Annotated in this window: 25 protein-coding genes; 14 read left to right on the top strand and 11 right to left on the bottom strand. The window is 53.1% G+C overall.

Annotation, left to right across the window (positions count from 1 at the left end; genetic code table 11):
• Positions 1-90: 90 nt before the first annotated feature.
• A complete protein-coding gene (gene trxA / locus ACN06F_RS05925; protein WP_009722702.1) occupies positions 91-474 on the top strand; it encodes a thioredoxin in 384 nt (127 codons plus the stop codon).
• A gap of 69 nt (positions 475-543) precedes the next feature.
• Here trxA and ACN06F_RS05920 read toward each other — a convergent pair whose 3' ends face one another.
• Positions 544-1,641 (bottom strand): AI-2E family transporter, encoded by a 1,098-nt coding sequence (locus tag ACN06F_RS05920; RefSeq protein WP_433924833.1) that lies wholly within the window; start codon positions 1,639-1,641, stop codon positions 544-546.
• 192 nt (positions 1,642-1,833) lie between these two features.
• Here ACN06F_RS05920 and ACN06F_RS05915 point away from each other — a divergent pair, with 192 nt between their 5' ends.
• Positions 1,834-2,661: an SIMPL domain-containing protein gene (locus tag ACN06F_RS05915; RefSeq protein ID WP_231658622.1), complete on the top strand. Its 828-nt coding sequence runs from the start codon at positions 1,834-1,836 to the stop codon at positions 2,659-2,661.
• On the opposite strand, the gene serS is transcribed toward ACN06F_RS05915, so the two are convergent.
• Positions 2,606-3,883 (bottom strand): serine--tRNA ligase, encoded by a 1,278-nt coding sequence (gene serS / locus ACN06F_RS05910; RefSeq protein WP_253487394.1) that lies wholly within the window; start codon positions 3,881-3,883, stop codon positions 2,606-2,608. The two genes, ACN06F_RS05915 and serS, sit on opposite strands and share 56 nt — an antisense overlap.
• 341 nt (positions 3,884-4,224) lie before the next feature.
• On the opposite strand from serS, the gene ACN06F_RS05905 reads away from it, so the two are divergent.
• From ACN06F_RS05905 to ydiJ, 3 genes are all read left to right on the top strand, one after another.
• The gene (locus ACN06F_RS05905) at positions 4,225-5,478 is read left to right on the top strand and encodes a dicarboxylate/amino acid:cation symporter (protein WP_095602274.1); all 1,254 of its coding nucleotides are present in this window, start codon (positions 4,225-4,227) and stop codon (positions 5,476-5,478) included.
• Between the two features lie 116 nt (positions 5,479-5,594).
• Positions 5,595-6,185 carry a DUF4202 domain-containing protein gene (locus ACN06F_RS05900; RefSeq protein ID WP_038482828.1) on the top strand — a complete coding sequence of 197 codons (591 nt, stop codon included), beginning with the start codon at positions 5,595-5,597 and terminating at the stop codon, positions 6,183-6,185.
• 87 nt (positions 6,186-6,272) lie between these two features.
• Entirely contained in the window at positions 6,273-9,377 is a 3,105-nt protein-coding gene (gene ydiJ, locus ACN06F_RS05895; RefSeq protein WP_038482825.1) for a D-2-hydroxyglutarate dehydrogenase YdiJ, read from the top strand.
• Positions 9,378-9,397: 20 nt separating this feature from the next.
• Here ydiJ and trpC read toward each other — a convergent pair whose 3' ends face one another.
• From trpC to ACN06F_RS05880, 3 genes are read right to left on the bottom strand one after another with little or no spacing between them, the layout of a single operon-like run.
• Positions 9,398-10,201, bottom strand: a complete 804-nt coding sequence (trpC, locus tag ACN06F_RS05890) for an indole-3-glycerol phosphate synthase TrpC (RefSeq protein ID WP_038482822.1) — start codon at positions 10,199-10,201, stop codon at positions 9,398-9,400.
• Positions 10,202-10,209: 8 nt separating this feature from the next.
• Entirely contained in the window at positions 10,210-11,229 is a 1,020-nt protein-coding gene (trpD, locus tag ACN06F_RS05885; RefSeq protein ID WP_038482819.1) for an anthranilate phosphoribosyltransferase, read from the bottom strand.
• Positions 11,230-11,265: 36 nt separating this feature from the next.
• Positions 11,266-11,871 (bottom strand): anthranilate synthase component II, encoded by a 606-nt coding sequence (locus tag ACN06F_RS05880; RefSeq protein ID WP_038482817.1) that lies wholly within the window; start codon positions 11,869-11,871, stop codon positions 11,266-11,268.
• Between the two features lie 308 nt (positions 11,872-12,179).
• On the opposite strand from ACN06F_RS05880, the gene ACN06F_RS05875 reads away from it, so the two are divergent.
• Positions 12,180-13,097, top strand: coding sequence for a metal ABC transporter solute-binding protein, Zn/Mn family (locus ACN06F_RS05875; protein WP_038482814.1), 918 nt, complete (start codon positions 12,180-12,182; stop codon positions 13,095-13,097).
• A gap of 25 nt (positions 13,098-13,122) precedes the next feature.
• On the opposite strand, the gene ACN06F_RS05870 is transcribed toward ACN06F_RS05875, so the two are convergent.
• Positions 13,123-13,791: a phosphoglycolate phosphatase gene (locus tag ACN06F_RS05870; protein ID WP_433924832.1), complete on the bottom strand. Its 669-nt coding sequence runs from the start codon at positions 13,789-13,791 to the stop codon at positions 13,123-13,125.
• Positions 13,792-13,943: 152 nt separating this feature from the next.
• Here ACN06F_RS05870 and ACN06F_RS05865 point away from each other — a divergent pair, with 152 nt between their 5' ends.
• The gene (locus ACN06F_RS05865) at positions 13,944-15,242 is read left to right on the top strand and encodes an NAD(P)/FAD-dependent oxidoreductase (protein ID WP_038482808.1); all 1,299 of its coding nucleotides are present in this window, start codon (positions 13,944-13,946) and stop codon (positions 15,240-15,242) included.
• Between the two features lie 9 nt (positions 15,243-15,251).
• Here the strand turns inward: ACN06F_RS05865 and rpe are convergent, their stop codons facing one another.
• Entirely contained in the window at positions 15,252-15,953 is a 702-nt protein-coding gene (rpe, locus tag ACN06F_RS05860; RefSeq protein WP_038482805.1) for a ribulose-phosphate 3-epimerase, read from the bottom strand.
• Between the two features lie 220 nt (positions 15,954-16,173).
• On the opposite strand from rpe, the gene cysP reads away from it, so the two are divergent.
• The 4 genes from cysP to ACN06F_RS05840 are packed head-to-tail and all read left to right on the top strand — an operon-like array spanning position 16,174 to position 19,993.
• Positions 16,174-17,211: a thiosulfate ABC transporter substrate-binding protein CysP gene (gene cysP / locus ACN06F_RS05855; protein ID WP_038482802.1), complete on the top strand. Its 1,038-nt coding sequence runs from the start codon at positions 16,174-16,176 to the stop codon at positions 17,209-17,211.
• 9 nt (positions 17,212-17,220) lie between these two features.
• Positions 17,221-18,075: a sulfate ABC transporter permease subunit CysT gene (gene cysT, locus ACN06F_RS05850; protein ID WP_253487377.1), complete on the top strand. Its 855-nt coding sequence runs from the start codon at positions 17,221-17,223 to the stop codon at positions 18,073-18,075.
• A complete protein-coding gene (gene cysW, locus ACN06F_RS05845; RefSeq protein WP_095602287.1) occupies positions 18,075-18,902 on the top strand; it encodes a sulfate ABC transporter permease subunit CysW in 828 nt (275 codons plus the stop codon). The genes cysT and cysW overlap by 1 nt, the downstream gene beginning before the upstream one ends.
• The gene (locus tag ACN06F_RS05840) at positions 18,899-19,993 is read left to right on the top strand and encodes a sulfate/molybdate ABC transporter ATP-binding protein (RefSeq protein WP_095602288.1); all 1,095 of its coding nucleotides are present in this window, start codon (positions 18,899-18,901) and stop codon (positions 19,991-19,993) included. The genes cysW and ACN06F_RS05840 overlap by 4 nt, the downstream gene beginning before the upstream one ends.
• A gap of 120 nt (positions 19,994-20,113) precedes the next feature.
• On the opposite strand, the gene ACN06F_RS05835 is transcribed toward ACN06F_RS05840, so the two are convergent.
• The gene (locus ACN06F_RS05835; protein ID WP_095602289.1) at positions 20,114-20,728 is read right to left on the bottom strand and encodes an alpha-ketoglutarate-dependent dioxygenase AlkB family protein; all 615 of its coding nucleotides are present in this window, start codon (positions 20,726-20,728) and stop codon (positions 20,114-20,116) included.
• 24 nt (positions 20,729-20,752) lie between these two features.
• On the opposite strand from ACN06F_RS05835, the gene ACN06F_RS05830 reads away from it, so the two are divergent.
• Positions 20,753-20,887 (top strand): hypothetical protein, encoded by a 135-nt coding sequence (locus ACN06F_RS05830; protein ID WP_281251898.1) that lies wholly within the window; start codon positions 20,753-20,755, stop codon positions 20,885-20,887.
• Between the two features lie 26 nt (positions 20,888-20,913).
• Positions 20,914-21,507 (top strand): YajG family lipoprotein, encoded by a 594-nt coding sequence (locus ACN06F_RS05825; RefSeq protein ID WP_095602290.1) that lies wholly within the window; start codon positions 20,914-20,916, stop codon positions 21,505-21,507.
• A gap of 55 nt (positions 21,508-21,562) precedes the next feature.
• Here the strand turns inward: ACN06F_RS05825 and tmpT are convergent, their stop codons facing one another.
• From tmpT to ACN06F_RS05810, 3 genes are all read right to left on the bottom strand, one after another.
• Positions 21,563-22,195: a thiopurine S-methyltransferase gene (tmpT, locus tag ACN06F_RS05820; protein ID WP_433924831.1), complete on the bottom strand. Its 633-nt coding sequence runs from the start codon at positions 22,193-22,195 to the stop codon at positions 21,563-21,565.
• A 53-nt stretch (positions 22,196-22,248) separates the two neighbouring features.
• On the bottom strand, positions 22,249-22,884 hold the full coding sequence (locus tag ACN06F_RS05815; protein WP_095602292.1) for a TIGR04211 family SH3 domain-containing protein: 636 nt from the start codon (positions 22,882-22,884) through the stop codon (positions 22,249-22,251).
• A gap of 84 nt (positions 22,885-22,968) precedes the next feature.
• Positions 22,969-23,298: a DUF1820 family protein gene (locus tag ACN06F_RS05810; RefSeq protein WP_009100748.1), complete on the bottom strand. Its 330-nt coding sequence runs from the start codon at positions 23,296-23,298 to the stop codon at positions 22,969-22,971.
• 213 nt (positions 23,299-23,511) lie between these two features.
• Between ACN06F_RS05810 and ACN06F_RS05805 the strand changes: the two genes are divergently transcribed.
• Complete coding sequence (locus ACN06F_RS05805; RefSeq protein WP_038482777.1) at positions 23,512-24,735, top strand: ATP-grasp domain-containing protein; 1,224 nt, start codon at positions 23,512-23,514, stop codon at positions 24,733-24,735.
• The last annotated feature ends 9 nt before the right edge of the window (positions 24,736-24,744 follow it).

The raw sequence follows: 24,744 nt of genomic DNA, 5'->3' as shown, positions 1-24,744 counted from the left end.
TCAAAACGTCATAGGAAATTTGCCAGCACCTTCTCCGCCCGCTAACATCTGCCAACTTGGCGCGGTGAAAGTGCGCTAGTAGAACGCGTAATGACCGTTGCTCCATTTGAGGCAACGAAACAGCAAGAGCAACGCAAACGGGAGAAACAGATGGCTAACAATGTTGATGTCACCAACGCCAATTTTGAGCAAGAAGTCCTCAACGCCGAACAGCCAGTCCTACTGAAGTTTTGGGCCCCCTGGTGCGGTCCCTGTAAAGTAATGGCACCTGTGGTTGATGAAGTTGCTGCCGAACGTGGTGATAATCTGAAAGTGGTTAGCGTGAACGTTGACGATGCGCCTGAAATTGCTGCAGAACAAGGTGTACGCGGCGTTCCAACAGTGATGCTATTTAAGTCCGGCACGAAAGTAGCGTCGCTGGTAGGTGCACAGTCTAAATCCCAGCTGACCCAATTTATCGATCAAAATGCCTAACTCGCGCTAACGTTACCGCTGGCACTGCCAGCGGTAACTTCCTGCACTTCCCATCTCAAACGCTTCCTTCTATTCTCGACGCTTCCAAGGTGGACGGCGTGAATCACCAATACGCGTTCGACGCTGCCCTCCCGGCCCCAGTAAATGAGCAATCCAGCGAGTCTGAGGATGACTATCCAAGGCGATTTTTAATGTCATCGTCAATACTACCGACAACAACATCCCCGCAGCACCAAAGATCCACCCCCACACAACCAACGACAGAAACGCCACAAACGTCGATAGCCCCAAGGCTTGCCCCATCACTCGTGGCTCAATCAAGTTACCCAAAACGAAATTAATCACCAAATAGGCAGATGCGAGTAAAAACGCCTGCAGTACTCCGCCATCTTGGGATACCAGCAATAGCAGCACAGGAGGAATCGCCGCCAAGGCCGAGCCGATATTAGGAATAAAGTTAAGGGCAAAAGCCAATACCCCCCACAGCAACGGAAACTCCACTCCCACTATCAAGCAGGAGAGCCAGACTAATACCCCGGTAGCCAAGCTAATGACGGTCTTCACTGCCAGGTAGCGCTTCAGCGTTAAACTAAACTCGCTAAACCGCTTTAGGCTTGGCGCTGGGTTCTCAAGTGCGCGGGACACTTTATCTCGGAAGTTAAGCGTTTCAAACAGCATGAAAATAACTAACAGCCCGATAATACTGCCTTGCATAAAGAGATTGCCGAGTTCGCCTAGCAACGCTGTCACCCACGACCCATCGTCTTCCATAGCAAGCATATTGCTGAGCTGATCAGGATTAATGGCTAGCCCACGGCTAGAGAGCGCATTCAGCAAATCCCAATAGTGCTCATACAAACGCGACTCGATATCCGGCAGCACTTGAACAAAGGTGCTAAAGCTGTTCACCACCAGCAAGCCAATTAAGGAAATAAAACCCAGCAGCACCATCAATGTTAAAAAAGCAGAGGCTCCCCTGCTGAGCCCACAGCGGTGCAGCCACTGCACAGGCGACGTACATACAACAGCAATAAATACTGACAGTAACAGAGGAACCAGAAGATCCGCCCCTGCCTTCATACCCGCAACAATAACAACGAGTGCGGCAAGCGCCAGGGTCGCATTTAAAGGGATACTACGATAATCCTCATCCGATAATTTCGACATTGCCCTTTCCTTAGCATGTTATCCACATATCATGGCTGCTCGCGCGATATTGCACAAACCATGACAACATTAAGCAATTGCTTTGCATCGACTCTTAGCCAGTGAACTTTATTGCGCTTTGCCCTTCCAAGCAGCGTCACAGTATAAATTAGTTAACATTAATCATTGGCTCGATCAGTAAGGAAGTGACCTATGAATCCAGCAACACCACATCTAAGACGCTTGCGCTACGGCGTGCTTGGCAGCGCACTTCTCGCCCTTCTGGTAACGTCTACGGCTCACGCCGCGCGCCCCACCCCGCCTAGCCTACATGTCCAAGCCCAATCATGGGTGGAAGTAGAGCCCGACAAAGCCACACTATCTGCACGGCTATGGGAAAATACCCCAGCGGTTTCCACGCTGGAAGATACTGACAGTGGCGAGCTGAGCGATGCACGCGAACGGCTTGAAAATCGTGCCAGTGAGCTAATTAAAGCCATGGAAGAGATCGGCATTGAACAACGCGCCATCAATGCAGGGTCACTTAATGTCTATCCTGAGCACGTCGCAGGGCCGCGCAACGATGATGGTGAACAAGAAACGTTAATGCGCACCCGCCTAGAGCGCCCCTTCAGTATTGAGCTTACCGATATAGGCCAATTGGGCGAGGTGTTTGACGCAATGATAAGTGCTGGCGTGAACACGCTGGACGGCGTTCAGTTTGATCTTCAAGACCGCGACGCTGCTACCGATGAAGCACTTACTAAAGCGCTAGAAAAAGCCCGCCATAAAGCGGACCTAATGGCCAGCACACTAGGCGTAAGGCTTGGCCAAGTACAGCGCATTGAAGAAGCCCAAGCCCCCATCTTCCAGCCCCGCATGATGGCCATGCGCGCTGAGAGCGATGCCATGGGCAGTGGTTCCGCTAGCGACTATCGCCCCGGCACCATTCGTATCGATGCCGAGGTCAACGTCGAGTGGGCAATTAGAGGGCAAGACGCTCAAGGCCGCCCAGGTAGGGTTGCAGAGGCGCAGGAATAGCAATAGAGCCATCCGCCTGCTGGTGGTTTTCAAGCACCGCCAGCAGGCAACGCCCCACCGCCAGACCTGAACCATTCAGCGTATGCAGCAACTGTGGCTTTTTCGCGTCCGGATGGCGGAAGCGGGCCTGCATGCGCCGCGCCTGGAAATCTTCGCAGTTAGAGACTGAAGAAATTTCCCGATACGTTTCTTGGCTAGGCAACCAAACTTCCAAATCGTAGGTCTTCGCCGCCCCAAAGCCCATATCGCCGGTACACAGCGTCACTACGCGGTAAGGCAACTCCAGCGCCTGCAGAATTGCTTCAGCATGGCCACGCATCTCTTCTAGTGCTTCATAACTCTTATCTGGCTCGACAATCTGCACCATTTCGACTTTATCGAACTGATGCTGACGAATCATGCCGCGGGTATCGCGCCCATGAGAACCTGCTTCGCTGCGGAAACAAGGCGTGTGGGCAGTCAACTTCATTGGCAACGCCGCCTGATCGACAATCTCATCACGCACAAAGTTAGTTAGTGGCACTTCCGACGTCGGAATTAGGTGGTATTCCCGCTCGTCGTTAAGTTTAAACAGATCTTCGCCAAATTTTGGCAGCTGGCCGGTGCCCATTAGCGAATCGCGATTGACCATGTACGGCACATAGCACTCTTCGTAACCATGCTGCTGAGTTTGCGTATCCAGCATAAATTGCGCCAGTGCCCGATGCAGACGCGCAATCGGCCCACGCATTACCGCAAAGCGAGCGCCAGTCAGCTTAGCCGCCAGTTCAAAATCGAGATAACCCGACTTCTTACCAAGATCCACGTGATCCAGCACCTCAAAATCAAACTCACGCGGCGTACCCCAGCGGTGAAGCTCAACATTATCGTCTTCGCTTTTGCCTTCCGGCACGCTTTCATGAGGAAGGTTGGGAATACCACTAATAGCGTCATCCCACTCTTCCTGCACCTCGGCCAGTTCTTTCTTGGCTTTATCCAGGCGCTCGCCTAAATCGCTCACTTCATCCAGCAACGGCTGAATATCTTCACCGCTAGCCTTCGCCTTACCAATCGCTTTTGAACGTATATTGCGTTCGTTTTGTAGCTGCTCGGTCTGGGTTTGCAACTCACGACGGCGCGATTCCAGCGCTTGCAGTGCCGCTTTATCAAGTTCGAAGCCCCGCCGGGCCAGTTGTTGCGCAGCCGCATCAAGATCACCGCGCAGCAGTTTCGGATCGAGCATGAGTTATCCCTTGGCCTGAAATCAGTGGAACACGGCGTACATCGCCCGTGATGAAAGAGGCCTATTGTAGGCAAAAGCACGGCGGGGAGCTATGGGGGGGAGCGCCAGCGAGTTATTACCTAATACAGCAAGTTATGAAAAGCAGGTTGGAAAACGAAAATTAGGGGTTCACACCTCCAAGAAAGATTCCTTCCGAACGTTTACTGCACAAAACTCCCGCTCCCCTGCATACGCTATTACCAATCGGCATAAAAACCTTGGCTCACTAGCCCAAAGTGATAGAGTGCCCGCCGATTTGCAGCGCGAATCACTAATAATGGATGTTAAACAGGAGAAACGTAGTGCAGGAAACAGCAAAAAAGGGAAAGTTTTCTTGGTGGAGTAGAATCGCGCTGTGGAAAAAAATTTTGGCGGGGTTGGCACTGGGGATATTAGCCGGTGCGTTACTAGGTGAAACCGCCAGTGTCTTTAAGCCGCTCGGCGATATTTTCATTAATGCCATAATGATGCTGATTGTACCGCTAGTGTTCTCGACGCTAGTGGTCGGTATTACCTCAATGCGTGACCCGCAAAAAATGGGTCGCATTGGTGCGCGTACTATTACCTTGTATTTGGTGACGACGGCCTTTGCGATCAGCATTGGTCTACTGCTTTCCACCCTGTTACAGCCAGGGGTAGGCGTCGATTTAAGCTTCGATACAGAAGTGACTGCAAACGAAGCCCCCTCACTGATTTCTATTCTGGTTAACTTGGTGCCGCGCAACCCTCTCGATGCCCTGGCTAATGGCAACATTATGCAGATCATTGTATTTGCCATTGGCTTAGGTATTTCGCTAACGCTGATTGGCGAAAAAGGCGAGCCGGTTATGAAGGTTTTCGATAGCTTTGCTGAAGCTATGTACAAGCTCACCGGCATTGTGATGGCCTTTGCGCCCTTTGGTGTATTTGGCTTAATCGCTCACGTTTCGGGCCAGTACGGCTTAGAAATCCTGCTGCCGCTGGCCAAGCTGATTGGCGTGGTATATCTCGCCTGCATTCTGCATGTGTTGGTAGTTTACTCTGGGTTTATTTCACTACTTGGCCGCTTGAACCCTGTGCGCTACCTCCAAGGCAGCTTGGATGCCATTGTGGTGGCGTTCTCCTCTGCCTCGTCTGCTGGCACGCTACCGGTGTCGATTCGCTGTGCGCAAAAAAACCTAGGGGTTTCGGAGGGCGTATCTGGCTTTGTTCTCCCCGTGGGTGCGACGATTAACATGGACGGCACGGCGCTTTACCAAGGCGTAGTCGTGCTGTTTATTGCCCAAATGACCGGCACCGATCTAACCATGATGGATTACGGCATGATTGTGGCCACCGGCACGCTAGCCTCAATTGGCACCGCAGGCGTTCCCGGCGCGGGTCTCATAATGCTGTCGATTGTAATGGCACAAATTGGCCTGCCGCTGGAAGCCATTGCAGTGGTTGCCGGTATCGATCGTATTCTGGATATGGCCCGCACCAGCGTAAACGTGGCGGGTGATTTGATGGTCACGACCCTGGTGGGTAAAAGCGAAGGCGAACTAAACGAAGAGGTTTATAACAACAACCGCGCATAGACTTCTTTATGAATGTTACTTTAGCGCTTGCTGCCTTTGTGCAGCGGGCGCTTTTTTTATGGCCTGGCGCTAACCTGCTAGCATGTCGTTAATCTTCCCTAATCATGCGAGCTCTTATGCCCTCTGCGTTTGAACAAACTCTAACGGCCATTGATGCGCTTCACGCCCAAGATCCGCGCCAAACCACCCTTGCCGATGGCACACCCCTGCCCCAGGAGCTTGCCTACGCCCAGCGTATGAGTCATTGGTTAGCGCAGTTGCAATCTGCCCCTGCCGAACTGCTGCGTTTGGCGGTGCGCGCCCAACATCTCCAGCGCTGGCTTGTGCCGCGCAGCGATTACCCTGGAGGACGCATAGGCTATTTAACCTGGCGTCGCGATCAGGGTGAGCGCGCGGGCGATACCACTGCCCAGCTGATGCGTGACGCTGGCTATAGCGCTGCAGACGCCGAACGAACCGCAACTATTATCCGTAAGAAAGGTCTTGGCCGCGACTCCGATGTGCAAGCGCTGGAAGATTGCGCCTGCCTGGTGTTCTTGGAAAATTACTTCGCGGATTTCTCCCGCAAGGTCGAGCACGACCATATGGTGCGTATTGTGCAAAAAACCTGGGGCAAGATGTCCCCCCAAGCACATGCACTTGCTCTGGCACTGCCCATGAACGCGACCAGCGTAGCGCTGGTGAAAGAGGCGCTTGGCAGCGCATAAGACGCGCCATCAAGATGCAGAGCCGCGGTAGCTGCGGTAAAGTAGCGTATCCCCTATCCGCTCCCAGCAGTGACGGCTTGATCAACTATGATTGCATCTTTGGATTCTCGTACGGCCCCGTTTAAACGCCTAAGCACTCATTACGTGCGTTTCCTCGACGCCTTGCGCGCCCGTGGCTTCGAAGGCGAGATTGCCCCTGACTATGCCAACCGCACGGTGCTGGCAACGGATAACTCGATTTACCAGCGCCTGCCCCAGGCGGCGGTGTTTCCTAAGCATGCGGAAGACCTTGAGCGCCTTGCCAAGCTGGCTGCTGAGCTGCCCCACCGCGATATCGTGCTCACGCCTCGTGGCGGCGGTACCGGCACTAACGGCCAGTCGTTGACCGACGGTATCGTGGTGGACGTTTCCCGCCATATGAACCAGATCCTCGAGATCGATGTAGAGGCACGGCGGGTACGCGTTCAGGCCGGCGTGGTGAAGGATCAACTCAACGCGGCGCTGAAGCCTCATGGGCTGTTTTTTGCCCCAGAACTCTCCACCTCTAACCGCGCCACCATCGGCGGCATGATCTCCACCGATGCCAGTGGCCAGGGCAGCTGCGAATACGGCAAAACTCGTGACCACGTGCTGGAACTGGATACGGTTCTGCTGGGAGGTCAACACCTGCATAGCCGCTCGCTTAGCGCTGACGAAGAGCAGGCTGAGTGCCAGCACGAAGGTATTTTAGGTCGCGTGCATACCACCGCGGCTGAGATTATCGACCAGCAGCGGGGGCTGATTGAGGCGAAATTTCCGCCGCTCAACCGCTGCTTAACCGGCTACGATCTGGCGCACCTACGGGAAGCAGAAGGCCAGTTGAACCTGAACAGTCTGCTGTGCGGCTCGGAAGGCTCATTAGGCTTTTTGAATGAAGCGGTACTCAATGTGCTGCCGATTCCCAAGCACGCTACCTTGGTCAATGTGCGCTATGCCAGCTTTATGGACGCGCTGCGCGATGCCAAGGCACTGATGACTTCAAGCGCGCGCCCTACCTCGATTGAAACTATTGATGACACCGTGCTGCAGCTGGCCATGGAGGACTTTGTCTGGGACAGCGTGGCCGCGTTTTTCCCCGCCACCGGCAGCACGCCGATTCGTGGTATTAACCTGATCGAGTTTAATGACGATGACCCTGAGCGCTTGTCTGAGCGTGTGCGGGCGTTCACGGAACACTTGAGCCAAGACCCCACGGTAGAGCGTTTAGGCTACACCCTGGCTGAAGGCCGTTCGCAGATTCAAAAAGTCTACGCCATGCGCAAACGCTCGGTGGGTTTGCTGGGCAATGTACAGGGCGAAAAGCGCCCGATTGCGTTTGTCGAAGATACCGCCGTACCACCGGAGCACTTGGCTGACTTTATTACTGAGTTTCGCGCCGCGCTGGATGCCCGGCAGCTCTCCTACGGCATGTTTGGCCATGTCGATGCGGGGGTGCTGCACGTGCGCCCGGCGCTGGATATGAAAGATCCCGAACAGGAAAAACTGATTCGTGAAATTTCTGATGAAGTGGCGGCCCTGACCCAGAAGTACGGCGGGCTGTTATGGGGGGAACATGGCAAAGGCGTACGTTCGGAGTACGGCCCCAAATTCTTTGGTGAGTTATACCCCAGCCTGCAGCGCGTTAAAGCTGCGTTTGACCCGCATAACCAGCTAAACCCAGGCAAAATTGCGTCGCCCGCTGAAGGCAGCGAACTAATCGCCAAAGACAGTGACCCAGAGCTATTAACGGTTGATGGCGTCACTATGCGCGGCCAGTTGGATCGCACCATTGATGAACGGGCGTGGCAGGCCTATGACGCGGCGGTGTACTGCAACGGCAATGGTGCCTGCTATAACTATGATGTTGATGACCCCATGTGCCCTTCCTGGAAGGCCACCCGTGACCGTATGCATTCGCCCAAAGGCCGTGCCAGCTTGATGCGCGAGTGGCTACGCCTGCAGTCCCAGGCAGGGATTGATGTGGTGGAGGAGTCGCGCAAAAAGAAAGCCGAAAACGGCTGGGGCTTTATCAAAAGCTTTCCGTTACGCGTCGCCAATACGCTCAGTCGCAAGCAACACCACGACTATTCTCACCAAGTTTACGATGCCATGGCGGGCTGTTTGGCGTGTAAATCCTGTGCGGGCCAGTGCCCGATTAAGGTCAACGTGCCGCAGTTCCGTTCGCAGTTTTTAGAGGTCTACCACGGCCGCTATTTACGTCCGCTGCGCGATTATCTGATCGGTGGCACCGAATTTATGCTGCCAACCCTTACCAAGGTCGCGCCGCTGTATAACGCCCTACTCAACCAGCGCTGGGTCGATAGCCTGATGCGTAAAGGGCTGGGAATGAGCGACTCCCCGCAGCTTTCCCGCGCCAGCGTAAAGAAACAGATAAGGGCTTGGGGCGTTGCCGAAGCCACGCCCACCTCGCTTGCGCTGCTGACCGAGCAGCAGCGCGCCAACAGCGTGATAATTGTCCAGGACGCGTTCACCAGCCACTTTGAAGCCAAGTTGGTGATAGACGTGGTGGAACTGCTGTCGCGGCTCAACCTGCGGGTGTTTGTGATGCCGTTTTCTGCCAACGGAAAACCGCTGCAGGTGCAGGGCTTTTTAGGCGCCTTTGAGCGCACAGCGGCAAAACAGGCCAAGCGCCTGCGGGCGTTGGCAGAGTTCGACGTGCCCATGGTGGGTATCGACCCGGCGATGACGCTGACCTATCGCCAAGAGTACGTCAAAGCCCTGGGCCGTGAACAAGTACCCAACGTGCTGATGCTGCAAGAGTGGCTGGCTACCCGTATGAACACGCTAGCGCCTCGCCAACTGAACCTAACCGATCCTGGCTTTAAGCTGCTTTCCCACTGCACCGAAAAGACCAACGCCCCAGGCAGCCCAAAAGCCTGGCAGCAGGTGTTTGCGGCATTTGGTTTAGAGCTTGAGCTGATGGCGACCGGCTGCTGCGGTATGTCCGGCACCTACGGCCATGAAACCCGTAATGTCGCAACCTCCAAAACCATTTATGCCCAATCCTGGCAGCCCCAGGTGGAAGCCGAGCAAAACACAGGCAAGCTGCTCGCCACCGGCTACTCCTGCCGCAGCCAGGTGAAACGCTACTCAGCGCAAACGTTACACCACCCGCTTCAGGCACTACTTACATGCCTCAAGCGGGAAAGTTAATAAGCGTTTAACACCATCGATTAAAAAAACAGCTGCTTGAGGGCTTGGCCAGGGTCCTCTTCACGCATAAAGGCTTCACCAACCAAGAAACCGTTCACCTCATGGTCGCGCATTAGCTCCACGTCATCGCGGGTATGGATTCCGGATTCAGTGATGACCGTGACGCCTTCAGGAATGCGCGGCAGGAGGTCTAATGTGGTGTTCAGACTGGTCTCGAAGGTATGCAAATTACGGTTGTTGATGCCCACCAGCTTTAGATCCAGCGCTAGGGCACGCTCTAACTCAACAGCGTCATGCACTTCTACCAGTACATCCATGCCTAACGCATTGGCTTGCTGATGCAGATCGCGCAGCTGGGTGTCGTCTAGGGCAGCAACAATCAGCAGGATGCAGTCTGCACCGATGGCACGCGCCTCGGTCACCTGATAGCGATGGGTAATAAAATCTTTACGAATAACGGGAAGGTCACAGGCATCGCGGGCAGCGATCAGAAAGTCTTCATGCCCCTGGAAAAAATCGGCATCCGTCAATACTGACAAGCAGGCTGCGCCGCCCTCAGCATAACGCTTAGCGATATCATCAGGATGAAAATCCTCACATATCACGCCTTTGGAAGGCGAAGCTTTTTTAACCTCAGCGATAACCGCTGCGTCACCAGCGGCAATACGCGCATTCAGTGCAGCAATAAAGCCACGGGGGGCGCTTTGCTTGTCAGCCAACGCCAGCAGATCTGCTTCAGAAACCGCCTGTCGGCGCTCGGCTACCTCTTCGTCTTTACGAGCCAAAATACGCGTTAAAATTGTTGGCGTTGCCTGATCAGTCATTAGATTTTTTACCTTTTAAAGACGCTAGTGAAGTGTGAAAGCTCTCGAAGCTTCTCTAGCGGTAACTTTGAGGCCTGCGCATCCTGGGCCACCATCACCCCTTCTTTTAAGCTGTCGGCCACACCAGAGCAGTAAAGTGCGGCACCCGCATTAAGGGCCACTATATCTGCCGCCGCACCCTCGCCACTCAATGCGGCTTTTACCAGTCGTAAGCTGTCTTCAGCGCTGGCTGCTTTAAGCGTAGCTAAGCTTTGTCGCTCAATACCCAACTCTTCTGGAGTGATGGTGTACTCAGTAATTTCGCCATCTTTTAGTTCAGCCACGCGCGTGGGTGCTGCCAAGGAAATTTCATCCAAGCCATCTTCAGAGCACACCACTAACACGTGGCGACTGCCGAGCTTGCGGAGCACTTCAGCCATCAACGGCACTAGCTCCGGCGAGTAAACCCCCAGCACCTGGTTAAGTGCACTTGCGGGGTTAGTCAACGGGCCAAGGATGTTAAACAGCGTGCGCACGCCCATCTCCCGACGCGGCCCAATAGCGTAGCGCATAGCCGGGTGATGATTGGGGGCAAACATAAAGCCCACGCCAACCTGTTCGATACAGCGTGCTACCTGTTCAGGCTTAAGATCAAGGTAAATGCCAGCGATATCAAAAAGGTCTGCACTGCCCGACGAAGAAGAGACGCTGCGGTTACCATGCTTGGCGACATGAGCGCCCCCAGCAGCCGCTACAAAGCTAGCCGCCGTAGAAACATTAAACAGGTTCGCACCATCACCACCGGTGCCGACAATATCCACTACGTTATCGGTGTGCAGTTCAACACGCTTCATGAGTTCGCGCATAACCTGTGCCGCCGCGCTAATTTCCTCGGCGCTCTCGCCTTTCATGGCAAGTCCCACTAGCAGGCCACCAATTTGCGCATCGGAGGCTTCGCCGGTCATGATCTGGCGCATTAGCGCGTGCATCGCATTGAAAGAGAGGTCTTCGCGGCGCATCACCGCGTTAATTGCATCTCGCATTTGCATGAACAGAAAAGCCCCTAAAGCGTATAAATTTGGCAATCAGCCGCGTTTTAAAAAGTTAGCCAATAACGCATGGCCTTGGCGCGTGAGTATTGACTCAGGGTGAAACTGTACCCCTTCAACATCCAGGCTGCGATGACGAAAGCCCATTATCAGCCCTGGCGTAACGTCATCGTCTGCGGTCCAGGCAGTGATTTCAAAACACTCCGGTAAGCTTGTTTTGTCTACCACGAGTGAATGATAACGGGTCACTTCTAACGGGTTTTCAAGCCCGCTAAAAACACCCTGCCCACTATGTACAACGGCAGATGTTTTACCATGCATCACCTGGGGCGCTCGCACCACTTTACCACCGTAGACTTGTCCAATCGCCTGATGCCCAAGACAAACCCCCAAAATAGGCAGTTTACCCGCAAAGTGGTCAATCGCCGCCAACGATATGCCCGCCTCATTAGGGGTACACGGCCCCGGTGAAATGACTAGATGAGTAGGCGCTAAGGCGTCAATCTGTTCAAGGGTAAGCTCATCGTTGCGATAGGTCATGACCTCGGCACCCAGCTCACCCAGGTACTGGACGATATTGAATGTGAAGCTGTCGTAGTTATCGATCATCAATACACGTTGCACTACCTGCACTTGCGCCATCGCCGCAGCTACTCCATCACATTAATCAAACCCCTTGGTAGGGATGATACCCCAACCCAAGCACCACTTGCAGGGCCTAGGGTCGGCTAAAACATTCGCACTTCTAATACTCGGGTAATTTTCAGTGAGGAACAAACACTGAGTTTATCAGTAAATTATGAAGAGCTTTTCAAGGTAATCAAAAATCCTGAAAGCGACTGGTTAGCCCTTCCTGCTAGGTTTAAACAACTTGGCAGCATGACGAAACTGGCAACAGGCCATGACTGTCTTTATCATCTGCCGACTTTTTAATGCGTTAGGAGCGTGACATGGACAATCGAGCACCCTGGATAATAACGCTCGTATTGATGACGACTGTCAGCAGCCCTCACGCGCTGGGAGACACCTCGTTTAACGTCATCGCTTCGTTTTCAGTCATTAAAGATTTAGTGAAGCGTGTCGCAGGCGACAGCATCGGCATTACAACCATTGTGCCCACAGGTGAAGATGTTCACCGCTGGGAGCTTCAACCGCCAAATGCCCTGGCTGTCGAGGAAGCTGACATTGTTTTCTACAACGGGTATGGGCTAGAGCCATGGATACGGCATATTGAAGCCATGGCAGACGATTCACTAACGCTGACAGCACTTGCAGAAAGTGCCGACTATGAGCCGCTAGCGATTCCGGTTGGCCAATATAGAGACAGCGCTGATCCGCACATGTGGATGGACCCAAAAGGGGCAGCCGCTTATGTTGATGTGATAGAAGAAACGCTTATCGAACGCTATCCCGAGCAGGCTGAGGCGTTTGCCACGCGCGCCGCTGAAACTCGTGAAGCACTGGCGCTGTTAGATCATCAACTTAGGGAGCGCTTGGAAGGCATTCCGCAAACGAATCGCATGCTCACTACCAGCGAAGCCTCCATGGCTTACTTTGCCCGTGCCTACGGTTTTGAGTACGCCGCCATTTGGGGGATTGGCAGTGAGACAATTGGTAGCGCGCAGGCGATGGAAGCAATGAGCATGCACCTTTCACAAAAACGCCCGCCTGCACTGTTCTATGAAAGCACCTCACCCTATATCCACATGGATGCGCATGCCCGAGAAACGGAGCTTTCGCTGGCAGGGCCTTTATACGTAGATACCTTGAGCGATGCCGACGGCTCCGCCTATAACTACCCTGCTATGCTGCGCCATAACGCTGAATTAATGCATGAACACCTAGGCGGCGCACGGGCAGAGAAGTAGCCCTAGCACAACAACATCGGCTGTTTTACTCCATCAACGCCAGCAATGAGCTAATGATCAAATCAGGCTGGCTATGCTCAATTGGCTCGCCGTGGTTATAGCCGTATGGTAACGCCACGGTAGTAAAGCCAGCAGCTTTGCCTGCGGCGATATCGTGGCGTGAATCGCCTACCATGACACTTGCCGAAGGAGGGATATCCAGCTGCTGAGCCACATAAAGTAGCGGCAGCGGGCTGGGTTTTTTCTCGGCAAGCGTGTCGCCGCCAATGCAATGTGTAAAGAGCGTTAGCAGATCAAAGTGGCTCAGAATTGGCGCAATAAAGCGCTCAGGCTTGTTGGTAATCAGCACCAGCGGATAGCCCGCCTTATGCAAATCATGCAGCGCTGTTCGCACGCCTGGGTAGAGCCGGGTTAGCGCATTGGGGGCAGCACCGTAATGGCGCATAAAAGCTTCATAGGCGGTGGTTTGTAATACCTGCCCCGGCGCCTCCGATAACGCCCAAGTTAGCGCCCTTTCGACAAGTACCTGTGCACCATTACCCACCCAGTCACGCACAAACTCTTCGCTGGGCGCAGGTAGCCCAACATCGCTGAGCGAGCGCTGAACCGCTATCGCTAGGTCTGGGACCGAATCAATCAAAGTGCCATCTAAATCAAATGCAATTAACCGTTTACCCTGCAAAATGGCATGCACGCTTTTTCTCCCTACTCTACGCAAAAATATTTTTCAAAAAATGGCCGTTAGTAACTGTAATCGCAGCTTATTCTTTTATCCTACCGACTTAGCACGTCGCCAACCACGCCCGAAAGCTCTATGCTGTGACCATATTAGCCGAGGAGAAAGTAATGACCATCCCCCGAATTGTGATTGTCGGCGGTGGCGCTGGCGGGCTTGCTCTAGCAACACGCTTAGGACGTACGCTAGGCAAAAAAAAGCGCGCCGAGATTGTCCTGCTAGATCGCAATGCCACCCATGTATGGAAACCGCTTTTACACGAACTCGCGACCGGAGTATTGAACTCCAGCATGGATGAAGTGGATTACCGCGGCCACTCTTCCGCGCACCATTACCGCTACCAACGCGGCTCTTTAAATGGCCTTGATCGCGAACAAAAAGTCATTCACCTAGCACCAATCAAAGATGAAGACGGCGTCGAAGTCCTTCCCTCTCGAAAACTAACTTACGATTATTTAGTAATAGCGCTCGGCAGTATTTCCAATGATTTTGGAACAGCGGGCGTTGCAGAACACTGCCACTTTATTGATTCGCCTCAGCAGGCCAAAGCGTTTCAGCGCGATATGATCAATACCTTTTTGCGTTATACCGATCCAACGCTGCGCCAAAACGCTGAACTGACCATTGGCATTGTAGGCGGTGGCGCAACGGGCGTAGAGCTTTCTGCCGAGCTTCTAGATGCTTCGCGCTTGCTTAACGCCTACGGCGTAACCGCTGTTGACCACCAAACGATTAGCGTACACCTCATCGAAGCTGCCCCCCGCCTGCTGCCCGGTTTGTCAGAGCGTATTAGCGAAACAGTGCAGCAAGAACTGGAAAGTATGGGCGTCACCGTTCACGTCGGTACCGCTATTCAAGAAGCTCAGCAGTATCAACTGGTAACAGGCGACGGCGAGGTTATCAAAACAGACCTGAACGTGTGGGCAGCAGGCATCAAAGCACCACCATTTTTGGCTGAATTAGACCTAACCACTAATAAGAAAAATCAAATTAGCGTCCACCAAACGTTGCAGAGCGTGGATGATCCTTATATTTTTGCCATCGGTGACTGCGCCGACTGCCCTCAGGGCGAAGGCAGCTCCGTGCCGCCCCGGGCACAGGCTGCTCATCAACAGGCAAAGTTACTCGCCAAAAACCTGATGCACTGCCTGGATAGCAAACCACTGCAAAGCTTTACTTATCGTGACCACGGTTCGCTGGTGTCGCTCGCCCGCTACGATGCTGTAGGAAACTTGATGCGCAGCTCCGCCTCTCGTGGGCTATTTCTAGAGGGCTGGTTAGCGCGCCAAGCCTACGCTTCACTTTATCGAATGCATCAGCTATCTATTCATGGCGCGCCCAAAACGGGACTCGCATGGCTGGTTGATAAGTTAAACCGCTACTTAAAGCCCCGCATGAAATTGCATTGAGCTTTTCGCTTAGCCGTTACTCTTTGCCAACTCGGTGCGCATTTGCTGGATAACGCTATCGTAACCGTGCGGGTCGCTTGACTGGTGAGCGTTAAAAATAGCTGAACCAGCGACGAAGGTGTCAGCACCCGCAGCGGCGATATCAGCAATGTTATCTACCTTAACGCCGCCGTCGATTTCTAAGCGGATCGGGCGACCTGAGGCATCGATACGTGCCCGGGCCTCACGCAATTTATCCAGCGTGCCAGGAATGAATGACTGACCGCCAAAGCCTGGGTTAACGCTCATCAACAGCACCATATCAATTTTGTCCATGACATAATCGAGATACGAAAGCGGTGTTGCCGGATTAAATACCAGCCCTGCTTTGCAGCCGCTATCGCGTATTAGCTGTAACGAGCGATCAACATGCTCAGAAGCTTCCGGGTGAAACGTAATGTAACTCGCCCCGGCCTCACTAAAATCGCCGATCATACGATCCACGGGTTTAACCATTAGATGGACGTCTATAGGCGCCGTCACGCCGTGCTGGCGCAGAGCTTTGCAGACCATCGGCCCAATCGTCAGGTTCGGCACATAGTGATTATCCATGACATCGAAATGGACAATATCGGCTCCGGAGGCCAACACATTGTCGACCTCTTCACCAAGACGCGCGAAATTAGCGGAAAGAATCGAAGGGGCAATCAGGAAGTCCTGCTCAGCGCTCATAGTGCATTCCTAGGTTAACAGGGGAAAAGGAAGGCCCCTATCTTACCAGAGCCACCTAAGAAGCCCCATCTCCATGCCGTTAAAGCTCAGCCAGCAATGAATGCGTATCTTTAAATACATATTCCCAAATAGAATATAAAACATAATTGTAATTCCACAATCACAGGTTTAACCTTATCCTCATTGCGATTAAATCGCCCCCAGATGTAAGGAGCCTGTAATGACGCGATCCACTTTTTTCCGTACTGGCCTGCGCCGCAGCCTGATAGCCACCGCTGTTGGCGCTACTATGGCTGCCACAGCTGTTTCAAACACGGCGATGGCGCAAGAACGCGAGTTACTGAACTCCTCTTACGATATTGCCCGTGAACTGTTTTCGGCTATCAACCCGGAATTCCAAGCGTGGTGGCAAGAAGAGCACGGTGAAGAGATTGCCATTAGCCAATCCCACGGCGGCTCTTCAGCGCAAGCGCGCGCGATTATGCAAGGTATGCGTGCGGATGTCGTCACCTTTAACCAAGTAACGGATGTTCAAGTACTTGCGGATGCAGGCCTAGTGGCCGAAGACTGGCAAGACGCATTCGACAATAATGCATCCCCTTACTACTCCACTACGGCGTTTTTGGTGCGTAAAGGCAACCCGAAAGGTATTGAGAGCTGGGATGACCTGGTGAAAGAAGACGTGCAAATGGTCTTCCCTAACCCCAAAACATCCGGCAACGGCCGCTATACCTACCTAGCCGCCTGGGGATTTGCCGAGAACGAATTTGAGGGTGATGAAGAGCAAATCCAGGACTTCATGCGTACTTTCTTGCGCAATGTTGCAGTGTTCGATACCGGCGGCCGTGGCGCCACCACTAGCTTTATCGAACGCGGCATTGGCGACGTATTGATCAGCTTTGAATCAGAAGTAAACAACATCCGTAGCGAATACGGCAGCGACGACTACGAAGTCATCGTGCCGCCGGTCAGTATTCTGGCAGAGTTCCCCGTTGCAGTGGTGGGTGAAAATGCTGAGCGCAATGGCAACAGCGACCTTGCCCAGAGCTACCTTGAGTATCTCTACCGAGAAGACACCCAGCGCTTGCTGGCAGGTTTTAACTATCGCGTTCACGACGAAACGGTTGTGGCCGAATTTGCCGATCAATTCCCTGATACCGAACTGTTTGAAGTTGAAGATGTGTTTGGCAGTTGGGAAGAAGCAATGGAAAACCACTTTGAAGGCGGCGCCCTACTTGATCAACTGCAACGTCGTTAACGGAACCCCATGAGCCAGCTAGCATTATGGCGGTCCGGCAGCGCACGCGTGCTGCCGGGCTTTGGCCTATCTATGGGGATCAGCGTCCTGTTTATTTCGCTGGTCCTTCTTCTCCCGATCACCGGGCTGTTTGGCCAGTTGGCAGGGCTTACCCTTGCCGAATACTGGGCCATTATTACCGAAGGCCGTGTGGTGGCCAGTTACATGGTCACCATAGGAGCAGCGGCTGTCGCGGCGCTGGTTAATGCGGTATTTGGCTTACTACTTGCCTGGGTACTGGTTCGCTATGAGTTTCCCGGCAAGCGTTTGCTAGATGCCTTAATGGATCTGCCCTTTGCACTCCCCACAGCGGTAGCAGGTATTACCCTCGCTACGCTATATGCGGGTAACGGCTGGATGGGCAGCTTATTAGAGCCGCTAGGATTCCAAGTAGCTTACACCTGGGTAGGTATTGCACTAGCCATGGCGTTTACCAGTATTCCGTTTGTGGTACGCACCGTACAGCCGGTGCTGGAGGATTTACCTGCAGAAGTTGATGAAGCAGCGATGTCTCTTGGCGCAACCGATGGCGTGGCGTTTCGGCGTGTGATTATGCCGCATCTGTGGCCAGCTCTCGTTACTGGCACTGGGCTAGCCTTTGTGCGCTCGTTAGGTGAGTTCGGGGCGATTATTTTTATCGCGGGCAATATGCCCTACGAAACCGAAATCACTGCTCTGATGATTTTCGTCAAACTGCAGGAGTATGACTACGCTGGTGCCTCCGCAATTGCCTCCGTCGTGCTCTTTGTGTCACTGGCACTGCTGTTGGTGATCAATATTTGGCAAGGCCGCTTTGTGCGCCGCTTGCATGGAGGAACAGGCTAATGCGCCGGATAGGTGATGCAGCCGCTGTGCGGCGTTTACTCATTGGCGCCGCTCTGTTGCTGTCAGCGCTATTTTTGCTGCTACCTTTGGTGGCAATTTTTGCCCAAGCCTTCTCCCAAGGCGTGATGGTCTTTTGGGCCAACGTTAGCAATACGTTCACCCTGCACGCGATTGGCCTGACGCTCGTCATTGCGTTTTTAACCATACCGATTTGCCTAGTATTTGGTGTCGCCTTGGCGTGGCTGGTTACCCGCTTCAGTTTCCCAGGCCGGCGTATTTTACAAACGCTGATCGATATTCCATTTGCCGTTTCCCCCGTAGTGGCTGGGCTTATCTATCTGTTGCTATATGGCCGTAACGGTTGGATTGGCAGTTGGCTAGATGCCCACGATATTCAACTGATGTTCGCTTGGCCCGGCATTTTAATGGTAACTATTTTCGTGACCTGCCCGTTTGTGGCCCGCGAACTCATTCCGCTTATGCAGGCCCAAGGTTCCCGAGAAGAAGAAGCCGCCGTGACCCTCGGCGCTGGCGGCTGGACCACCTTCCGGCGTGTCACGCTACCTAACATTCGCTGGGCACTGCTCTACGGGATCATCCTCACCAACGCGCGTGCCGTGGGTGAATTTGGTGCCGTTTCGGTGGTCGCCGGGGCTATTCGCGGAAAGACCAACACCTTACCGCTGCATCTAGAGCAGCTTTATCAGGATTACAACGCGGTGGGCGCGTTTGCTAGCGCCGCGCTGCTGGCCCTTATTGCCCTGTTAACCCTTGCGGCCAAGGCAGGCCTGGAATGGCGCGCAGCGCGCCAGGAGGCATTTTTATGAGTATTCGCCTACAGAACATCGCCAAGCACTTTGCCAATACCCAAGCGCTTGAGCCGATCAATCTGGACATTCATGAAGGCGAACTAGTCGGCCTGCTTGGCCCGTCTGGCTCAGGAAAAACCACACTTCTACGTATTATTGCCGGCTTGGAGAGCGCTGACCGCTCTCCTCAACCCGGTAAAATACTGTTCGGCGACCGCGATGTGACCAATGTTCACGTTCGCGATCGCCGCATTGGATTTGTTTTCCAGCACTACGCTCTCTTCCGCCATATGAGCGTGTACGACAATGTAGCCTTTGGGTTAACCGTGATGCCCAAAAAGCGCCGCCCATCCAACGGCGAGATTCGTGCCCGTGTCTTTAGGCTGCTGGAAATGGTTCAGCTGCAGCATCTAGCTAACCGTTTGCCTGCCCAGCTCTCTGGCGGCCAGCAGCAACGTGTTTCACTTGCACGCGCCCTGGCCGTTGAGCCTGACGTATTGCTTTTGGATGAGCCATTTGGTGCGCTGGATGCCAAGGTGCGCCAGGACCTACGACGCTGGTTACGCCGCCTGCATGAAGAACTTAACTTTACCAGTGTGTTTGTTACCCACGACCAAGAAGAAGCGCTGGAGCTTTCTGATCGTGTAGTGGTGATGAGTAACGGACGTATCGAGCAAATTGATACGCCTGAAACGCTCTATCGTTCGCCCAAAAATCGTTTTGTATTTGAATTCCTTGGCGACGTTAACCACTTAGAAGGCAAAGTACACCAAGGTGTGCTCACCTGCGGTGACGCTCATCTCACTGTTGACTTGCCTGACGGTGACGAAGAGCTATTGCTACGCCCTCATGAAGTGCGCCTTGCCCAGCAGCCTAGTGCAGAGAGTCATCTGCCGGTGACCGTTACGGCCATTTCACCGGTAGGTGCTGAAGTGCGTGTTGAGCTGGAAGCCGACTGGCTGGCTAAGCCGTGGCTTGCAACAGTGCGCCATGCTGATTTTGAGCAGCTTCAGATGCGCCGTGGGCAACGCCTCTTCGTCCATCCACGGCAATGGCACCGTTTCCCCGCAACAGAGCCAAAAGTGACGGAGCAAAGTCGCGCCGCTTAGGGCATACCAAACAACGGTACAAGCAGAGGGCAGCTTTAGTTCGCGACCGATTTAGAGCTGCCACCTCCTACCTTTCTTTCACTCGCGACAGATAAGCCATCAGCCTGTATCAACAGCTGGTTAGCGCATTTGCCTAAACGTTAGGCTCACCCGCGGCTCACTATCTTTCTTGGTTTTAGGCAGGCTATGTAGCCAGTTTTGCTGCGTGGTACCTTTCATCACCAACAGACTACCGTGCTCTAGATTAAGCGATACACTCTCCCCTGTTTTTTTATGTTTAAACGAAAATCTCCTTTCGCCACCTAGGCTCAACGCTCCAATCACACCATTCTCAACCAGGTCTTTTTCAGCATCACTGTGCCAACTCATACCTTCCGCGCCTGAACTATAGAAGTTACACAAGCACGAATTAAATACTTCACCGCAGCTACTCTCCACTACCTGCTTAATCTCTTGTAAAAAACCAGGCCATACTGACGCCATCTTCGTATATCCAGAGTAGGTATAAGAGATAGGCTCATCCGCATACCAGGCTATTTTCCTCTTAGTAACGATCTCTTTTCCATAAATAAACGCTCGATCATGCTCCCAGCTTAGTTCGCCCCGACATTTAGCTAGATATATATCGGCAGTGGCCGTCTCTAGAATTTTACCGTGATAATAGACCGCTCCATCTTGTGGAAGCAGGTTAATCAACTTCATGTCGTCGTTTTCAAACAGATCTGTGAACGTCATCGCTATGCCTATGTTGTACTCACTATGAAGACAGCAAAAAACAGCCTAACGCATTTGTTCGATATCGCTGACGGCGCTTCTCCCGACACGGCGTTGAAAGCGATGGCACAACCCACGCCACCAGAACATACCGCCAGCACACTACCCGCGTTATACTGACGTTTTAGCCATAGCGGAGGAAGACCATGCGTCGGCGCCATTTTTTACACCTCTCTGGTGCGCTGCTTACCAGCGTTTTGCTAGCAGCCTGCGCTAGCCCTCAGTACCTACAGCTAAGCCCAGAGCGCAGCGCCAGCGTGCCGCAGACAGGCTCTGGCCAGCAAGTCACAGTGATAGCTGCTGATGCCAGGGAAAGTGAAGTGATTGGAACACGCTCAGGTGGCAGTATGTCTACCGCGCAGATTACCGTGAGTAGTCATGAGCTCATTCCGCAGTTGCAAGCCGAAGCAGAACGCGCTGTACGCGATATGGGGTTCACTCCTACTCGCGATGCTGCCCAAGGCCGCCCGAGCATTACTCTTGAACTTGCAAGCCTTAACTATGCCAGAGGTAACAGCGGACAGCCGCTAGTCGGCGAAGCGCGTATTGAAGGGGTTTTTCGGGCAATCGCCCAGAATAAAGGCACGACGTATACCGGCACTTACACCTCGCGACGCACCCAAGGGTATGCCATCAAGCCCGGCGAAGATGCCAATACACGCATGCTAAACGATTTGTTAAGTGATGGTTTAAATCGTGCGTTTAGTGACCCAGAGCTGGGCCGCTTACTCGCTCGCTAAACAGTTTTATCCTGATAGCTTATTCTGAGAACATCTGCCCGCTTTACGGGCAGATTTATAGGTGCGGGCCACGACGCTCCAGAACCCAAACGCTTTCTCTGCGTCCCCGCTCATCAACCTCTCTATTCTCAACCAGTTCAACACGGAAGTTGGGCATAAACAAATGCTCAATTTCACTGTTGGGCACACTGTAAGGCGGGCCTGCATTGTCTTCATCGTGAGTTAACCCCACTAATAACCCTTTAGCACCAGGCGGCACTAATTGGGCAAGGTGGAAGGCATAGCGCTCTCGAGTAGCCGGAGGCAGTGCAATTAATGAAGCTCGGTCATAAAATGCGCCCACTTCTGCTGCCTGCTTGATATGCAAGTGAAAAAAATCACCGCACCACAATTCAACGCTACCCTGGCGTGAGACATTAAAACCTGCCTGGGTATAGCGCGATACACTCGCATTGCGCTGGGCCAGAAACTGCTCTATTGCTTCAGGAGCCAACTCGATCCCCAACACGGGGTGCCCTTCATCTGCTAGCCAACGCATATCCAGGCTTTTTCCGCATAACGGCACAAGTACTTTGGCCCCAGGCGTCACATTAAGCGTAGGCCAGTACTGGACAAGCGCCGGGTGTGTATCGGACAAATGAAAGCCAATACGTCCCTCTTGCCAACGTTGGCGCCAGGGGTTTTCCATTGCGGCCACCTCGTGCTCGAAATTTACACAAAACGTTTGTTTTTTACGTCGCTTTAAAACCAGCGGTCTCTCTTTTTACGACGACGCGGCAGATGGGGGACAATCAGACCCACTAATAACCCAGCGCCGGCAACCCCACCGCCGTACATGAAATAGCGCATCAGCAGATCTTCTTCCTGGGTGTCTAGACGCGCCTGTAAGGCACGCACCTGCTGGCGAGACTGCTCTGCTTCACTATCAAGCTCGTGGTTACGCGCTTCTAACTCGACGATCCGCTTTTCACGAATATCAAGTGTTTCCGTCATAGAAGAAACACGCTGATCCCAAGTATCGTTAATACCATCTAGTTCTTGGGTAAGCTCATCGACTTGGGCTTGTAGTACGGGTAACTGTTCACGGGCGCTCGGGTCTTGCTGTAGCTCGCTACTGAGTACCCACACCGTATCGCCGCTATTACTACGTACGCGAGTATAATCGCCGCTTGTTTCAAGCGTCTCGACCTGCTCACCCGCATTTAACGTTCCCACAATGCGATAACCATCGGTGGGGCCACTACGCACATACGTGCTTAACTCATCGCTTACCCAAGCTTGGTTATCAGACTGGGCAAATGCAGGAGCTCCTCCGATACTCAACAACACGCCAACGGCAGTGGCGTAACAACTACTACGAAGTTTATTTACTTGCATGACGTCATGTCCTGATTGTAAAAACGCGCGGGGCAGACGAAGCCGTCGCGCGTATCGCTCAAAGCGGTGCGCTTGTCTAGGCGCTTACCCTTCTCCACGAGGCGGCAATGGAAAGGGACGAGGAAACTCTGCGACGCGAGCATCGCTTTTAACTGCTTTCAAAGGGCCTTCACGTTCTACTTCATCAATACGCACAATGGCGTTAAGCGGCAGATAGCTGCGCTTAACACCTTCAAAGGTACGCTGTAGCTTTTCCGCCCCTGGATCAACAACAACCCGCGACGCATCGTCAAAGACAAACTCCTCGACTTCAATAAAGCCCCAGAGTTCGCTTTGAAAGATTTCTCTGACGTATAAATCCCATATTTCACCCTGCTGGTGAACCACCACACGGTAGATCGGCTTGGCCGCCATCTTGGCCTATTCCTCTTGCCACTTGAACATAATGTTAAGGAGCCTAGCCTAACATACTCAGGGGTTTGCTCTTTAGTATGCCACCCTCAAAAGCGCTTATTTTTGGCTACTTTCACCTTCAGAGGCTGCTAATTAGCCGACGGAAGGCCCTATCGTGTATGGTGAAGTAAGTGGTATGGCAACTTTATTCACTCACCCACAGGAGTCACCGTCATGCAAAAGGATCCCAATAAGGGCTATATCGCCCTACTAGGTTGGAGCCTCAATGCGATCGAAGCGGCTGAGAATTTTGACCGCCGCTACATCGTGGTTGCACCCGATTGGGCCGAGGAGTACTGCCAGAAACATGACATCCCCTACGTTCCCTGGAATTTTGAGCGTCTCAATGATCGCTCCATCGAAATTGCTGAAACGCTGAAAGAAAAAGGCGTCGACGTCGCTATCCCGCTCTATGAGGAAACCGTTGAGTGGGCAGGCGCTATTAATTCAGTGCTACTCGACAATCCACGTATTTACGGGCAATCGCTGTTGCTTCGCGACAAAGCATTGATGAAGCGCCGCGCCCAGCTTGGTGGCATTCGCGTGGGTATTTTCGAAGAAGCCCACGATAAAGATGACGTAGTGCGCTTTCTTAAACGCGTTAATCAGACGCTACTCAAGTTGGATGGCGACCCCAACGACCCTATCCACCTGAAGGCGTTCGATAAGGCTGGCTGTCTTGGCCACCGCGTTATTCGCACACCGGATGAAGTCGATACTATTCCGGACGAAGAATTCCCTGTGCTGATGGAGTCTCACTTAGACGGCTGGGAATTCGCCGTAGAAGCGTGGATTCACGATGGCAAAATCGCTTTCCTGAATATTTCAGAGTACGTCACACTTGGCTACTCAGTATTTGTGCCCGCGTCTCCAGAGCTTGAAAAATACCGCGAACAGATTACGGCACAAATCGAAAAGCTGATCAAAGCGTTTGATATTGAATTCGGTCTCATTCATCCCGAGTACTTTGTCACCAGCGACGGTGAAATGTACTTTGGCGAAGTCGCTTACCGCCCACCCGGCTTTAAAGTCTTCGAACTTCTCGAGCGGGTTTACGGATTTAACGCCTATCAGGCGTCTATGCTGGTATTCGATCCTAAAAGCACAAAAGAAGAAGTCGCTGCTTTCTTTCCCAAAGAAGTGGTGGATGCAGATGGGTTTGCGGGCTGCTTTGGCGTTTATCCCCGCCGCCGGGTTGTTAGCCGCCTGGAGATTCCTGAAGAAACAGAGGATCACCCCTATTTTGAATCCCACGAGCTGACATCACCGGTTGAAGAAACCGTCACTAAACGTACGGCGTTTGGTACCCACTGGGGCTTGGTCTACTTTAAAGGCGAAGACGCACACACACTGCGTGATCTGCTTAAACGCCAAGAAGACCTCGACTTCTATGTATAATCTCTGCCT

The organism is Vreelandella sp. 21, from assembly GCF_050995515.1.
GTDB lineage: Bacteria > Pseudomonadota > Gammaproteobacteria > Pseudomonadales > Halomonadaceae > Vreelandella > Vreelandella alkaliphila.
This window is presented reverse-complemented; position numbering and strand designations above follow the sequence as displayed.

Excerpts from the sequence above, each read along its gene's own strand:
- cysP (WP_038482802.1), top strand. The coding sequence starts at position 16,174 with ATGACGCGATCCACTTTTTTCCGTACTGGCCTGCGCCGCAGCCTGATA.
- tmpT (WP_433924831.1), bottom strand. The coding sequence starts at position 22,195 with ATGGAAAACCCCTGGCGCCAACGTTGGCAAGAGGGACGTATTGGCTTT.
- ydiJ (WP_038482825.1), top strand. The coding sequence starts at position 6,273 with ATGATTGCATCTTTGGATTCTCGTACGGCCCCGTTTAAACGCCTAAGC.
- cysW (WP_095602287.1), top strand. The coding sequence starts at position 18,075 with ATGCGCCGGATAGGTGATGCAGCCGCTGTGCGGCGTTTACTCATTGGC.
- rpe (WP_038482805.1), bottom strand. The coding sequence starts at position 15,953 with ATGAGCGCTGAGCAGGACTTCCTGATTGCCCCTTCGATTCTTTCCGCT.
- ACN06F_RS05875 (WP_038482814.1), top strand. The coding sequence starts at position 12,180 with ATGGACAATCGAGCACCCTGGATAATAACGCTCGTATTGATGACGACT.
- ACN06F_RS05915 (WP_231658622.1), top strand. The coding sequence starts at position 1,834 with ATGAATCCAGCAACACCACATCTAAGACGCTTGCGCTACGGCGTGCTT.
- serS (WP_253487394.1), bottom strand. The coding sequence starts at position 3,883 with ATGCTCGATCCGAAACTGCTGCGCGGTGATCTTGATGCGGCTGCGCAA.
- ACN06F_RS05920 (WP_433924833.1), bottom strand. The coding sequence starts at position 1,641 with ATGTCGAAATTATCGGATGAGGATTATCGTAGTATCCCTTTAAATGCG.
- ACN06F_RS05810 (WP_009100748.1), bottom strand. The coding sequence starts at position 23,298 with ATGGCGGCCAAGCCGATCTACCGTGTGGTGGTTCACCAGCAGGGTGAA.
- cysT (WP_253487377.1), top strand. The coding sequence starts at position 17,221 with ATGAGCCAGCTAGCATTATGGCGGTCCGGCAGCGCACGCGTGCTGCCG.
- ACN06F_RS05830 (WP_281251898.1), top strand. The coding sequence starts at position 20,753 with ATGAAGACAGCAAAAAACAGCCTAACGCATTTGTTCGATATCGCTGAC.
- trpC (WP_038482822.1), bottom strand. The coding sequence starts at position 10,201 with ATGACTGATCAGGCAACGCCAACAATTTTAACGCGTATTTTGGCTCGT.
- ACN06F_RS05880 (WP_038482817.1), bottom strand. The coding sequence starts at position 11,871 with ATGGCGCAAGTGCAGGTAGTGCAACGTGTATTGATGATCGATAACTAC.
- ACN06F_RS05900 (WP_038482828.1), top strand. The coding sequence starts at position 5,595 with ATGCCCTCTGCGTTTGAACAAACTCTAACGGCCATTGATGCGCTTCAC.
- ACN06F_RS05835 (WP_095602289.1), bottom strand. The coding sequence starts at position 20,728 with ATGACGTTCACAGATCTGTTTGAAAACGACGACATGAAGTTGATTAAC.
- trxA (WP_009722702.1), top strand. The coding sequence starts at position 91 with ATGACCGTTGCTCCATTTGAGGCAACGAAACAGCAAGAGCAACGCAAA.
- ACN06F_RS05825 (WP_095602290.1), top strand. The coding sequence starts at position 20,914 with ATGCGTCGGCGCCATTTTTTACACCTCTCTGGTGCGCTGCTTACCAGC.
- trpD (WP_038482819.1), bottom strand. The coding sequence starts at position 11,229 with ATGCAAATGCGAGATGCAATTAACGCGGTGATGCGCCGCGAAGACCTC.
- ACN06F_RS05815 (WP_095602292.1), bottom strand. The coding sequence starts at position 22,884 with ATGCAAGTAAATAAACTTCGTAGTAGTTGTTACGCCACTGCCGTTGGC.
- ACN06F_RS05805 (WP_038482777.1), top strand. The coding sequence starts at position 23,512 with ATGCAAAAGGATCCCAATAAGGGCTATATCGCCCTACTAGGTTGGAGC.
- ACN06F_RS05865 (WP_038482808.1), top strand. The coding sequence starts at position 13,944 with ATGACCATCCCCCGAATTGTGATTGTCGGCGGTGGCGCTGGCGGGCTT.
- ACN06F_RS05840 (WP_095602288.1), top strand. The coding sequence starts at position 18,899 with ATGAGTATTCGCCTACAGAACATCGCCAAGCACTTTGCCAATACCCAA.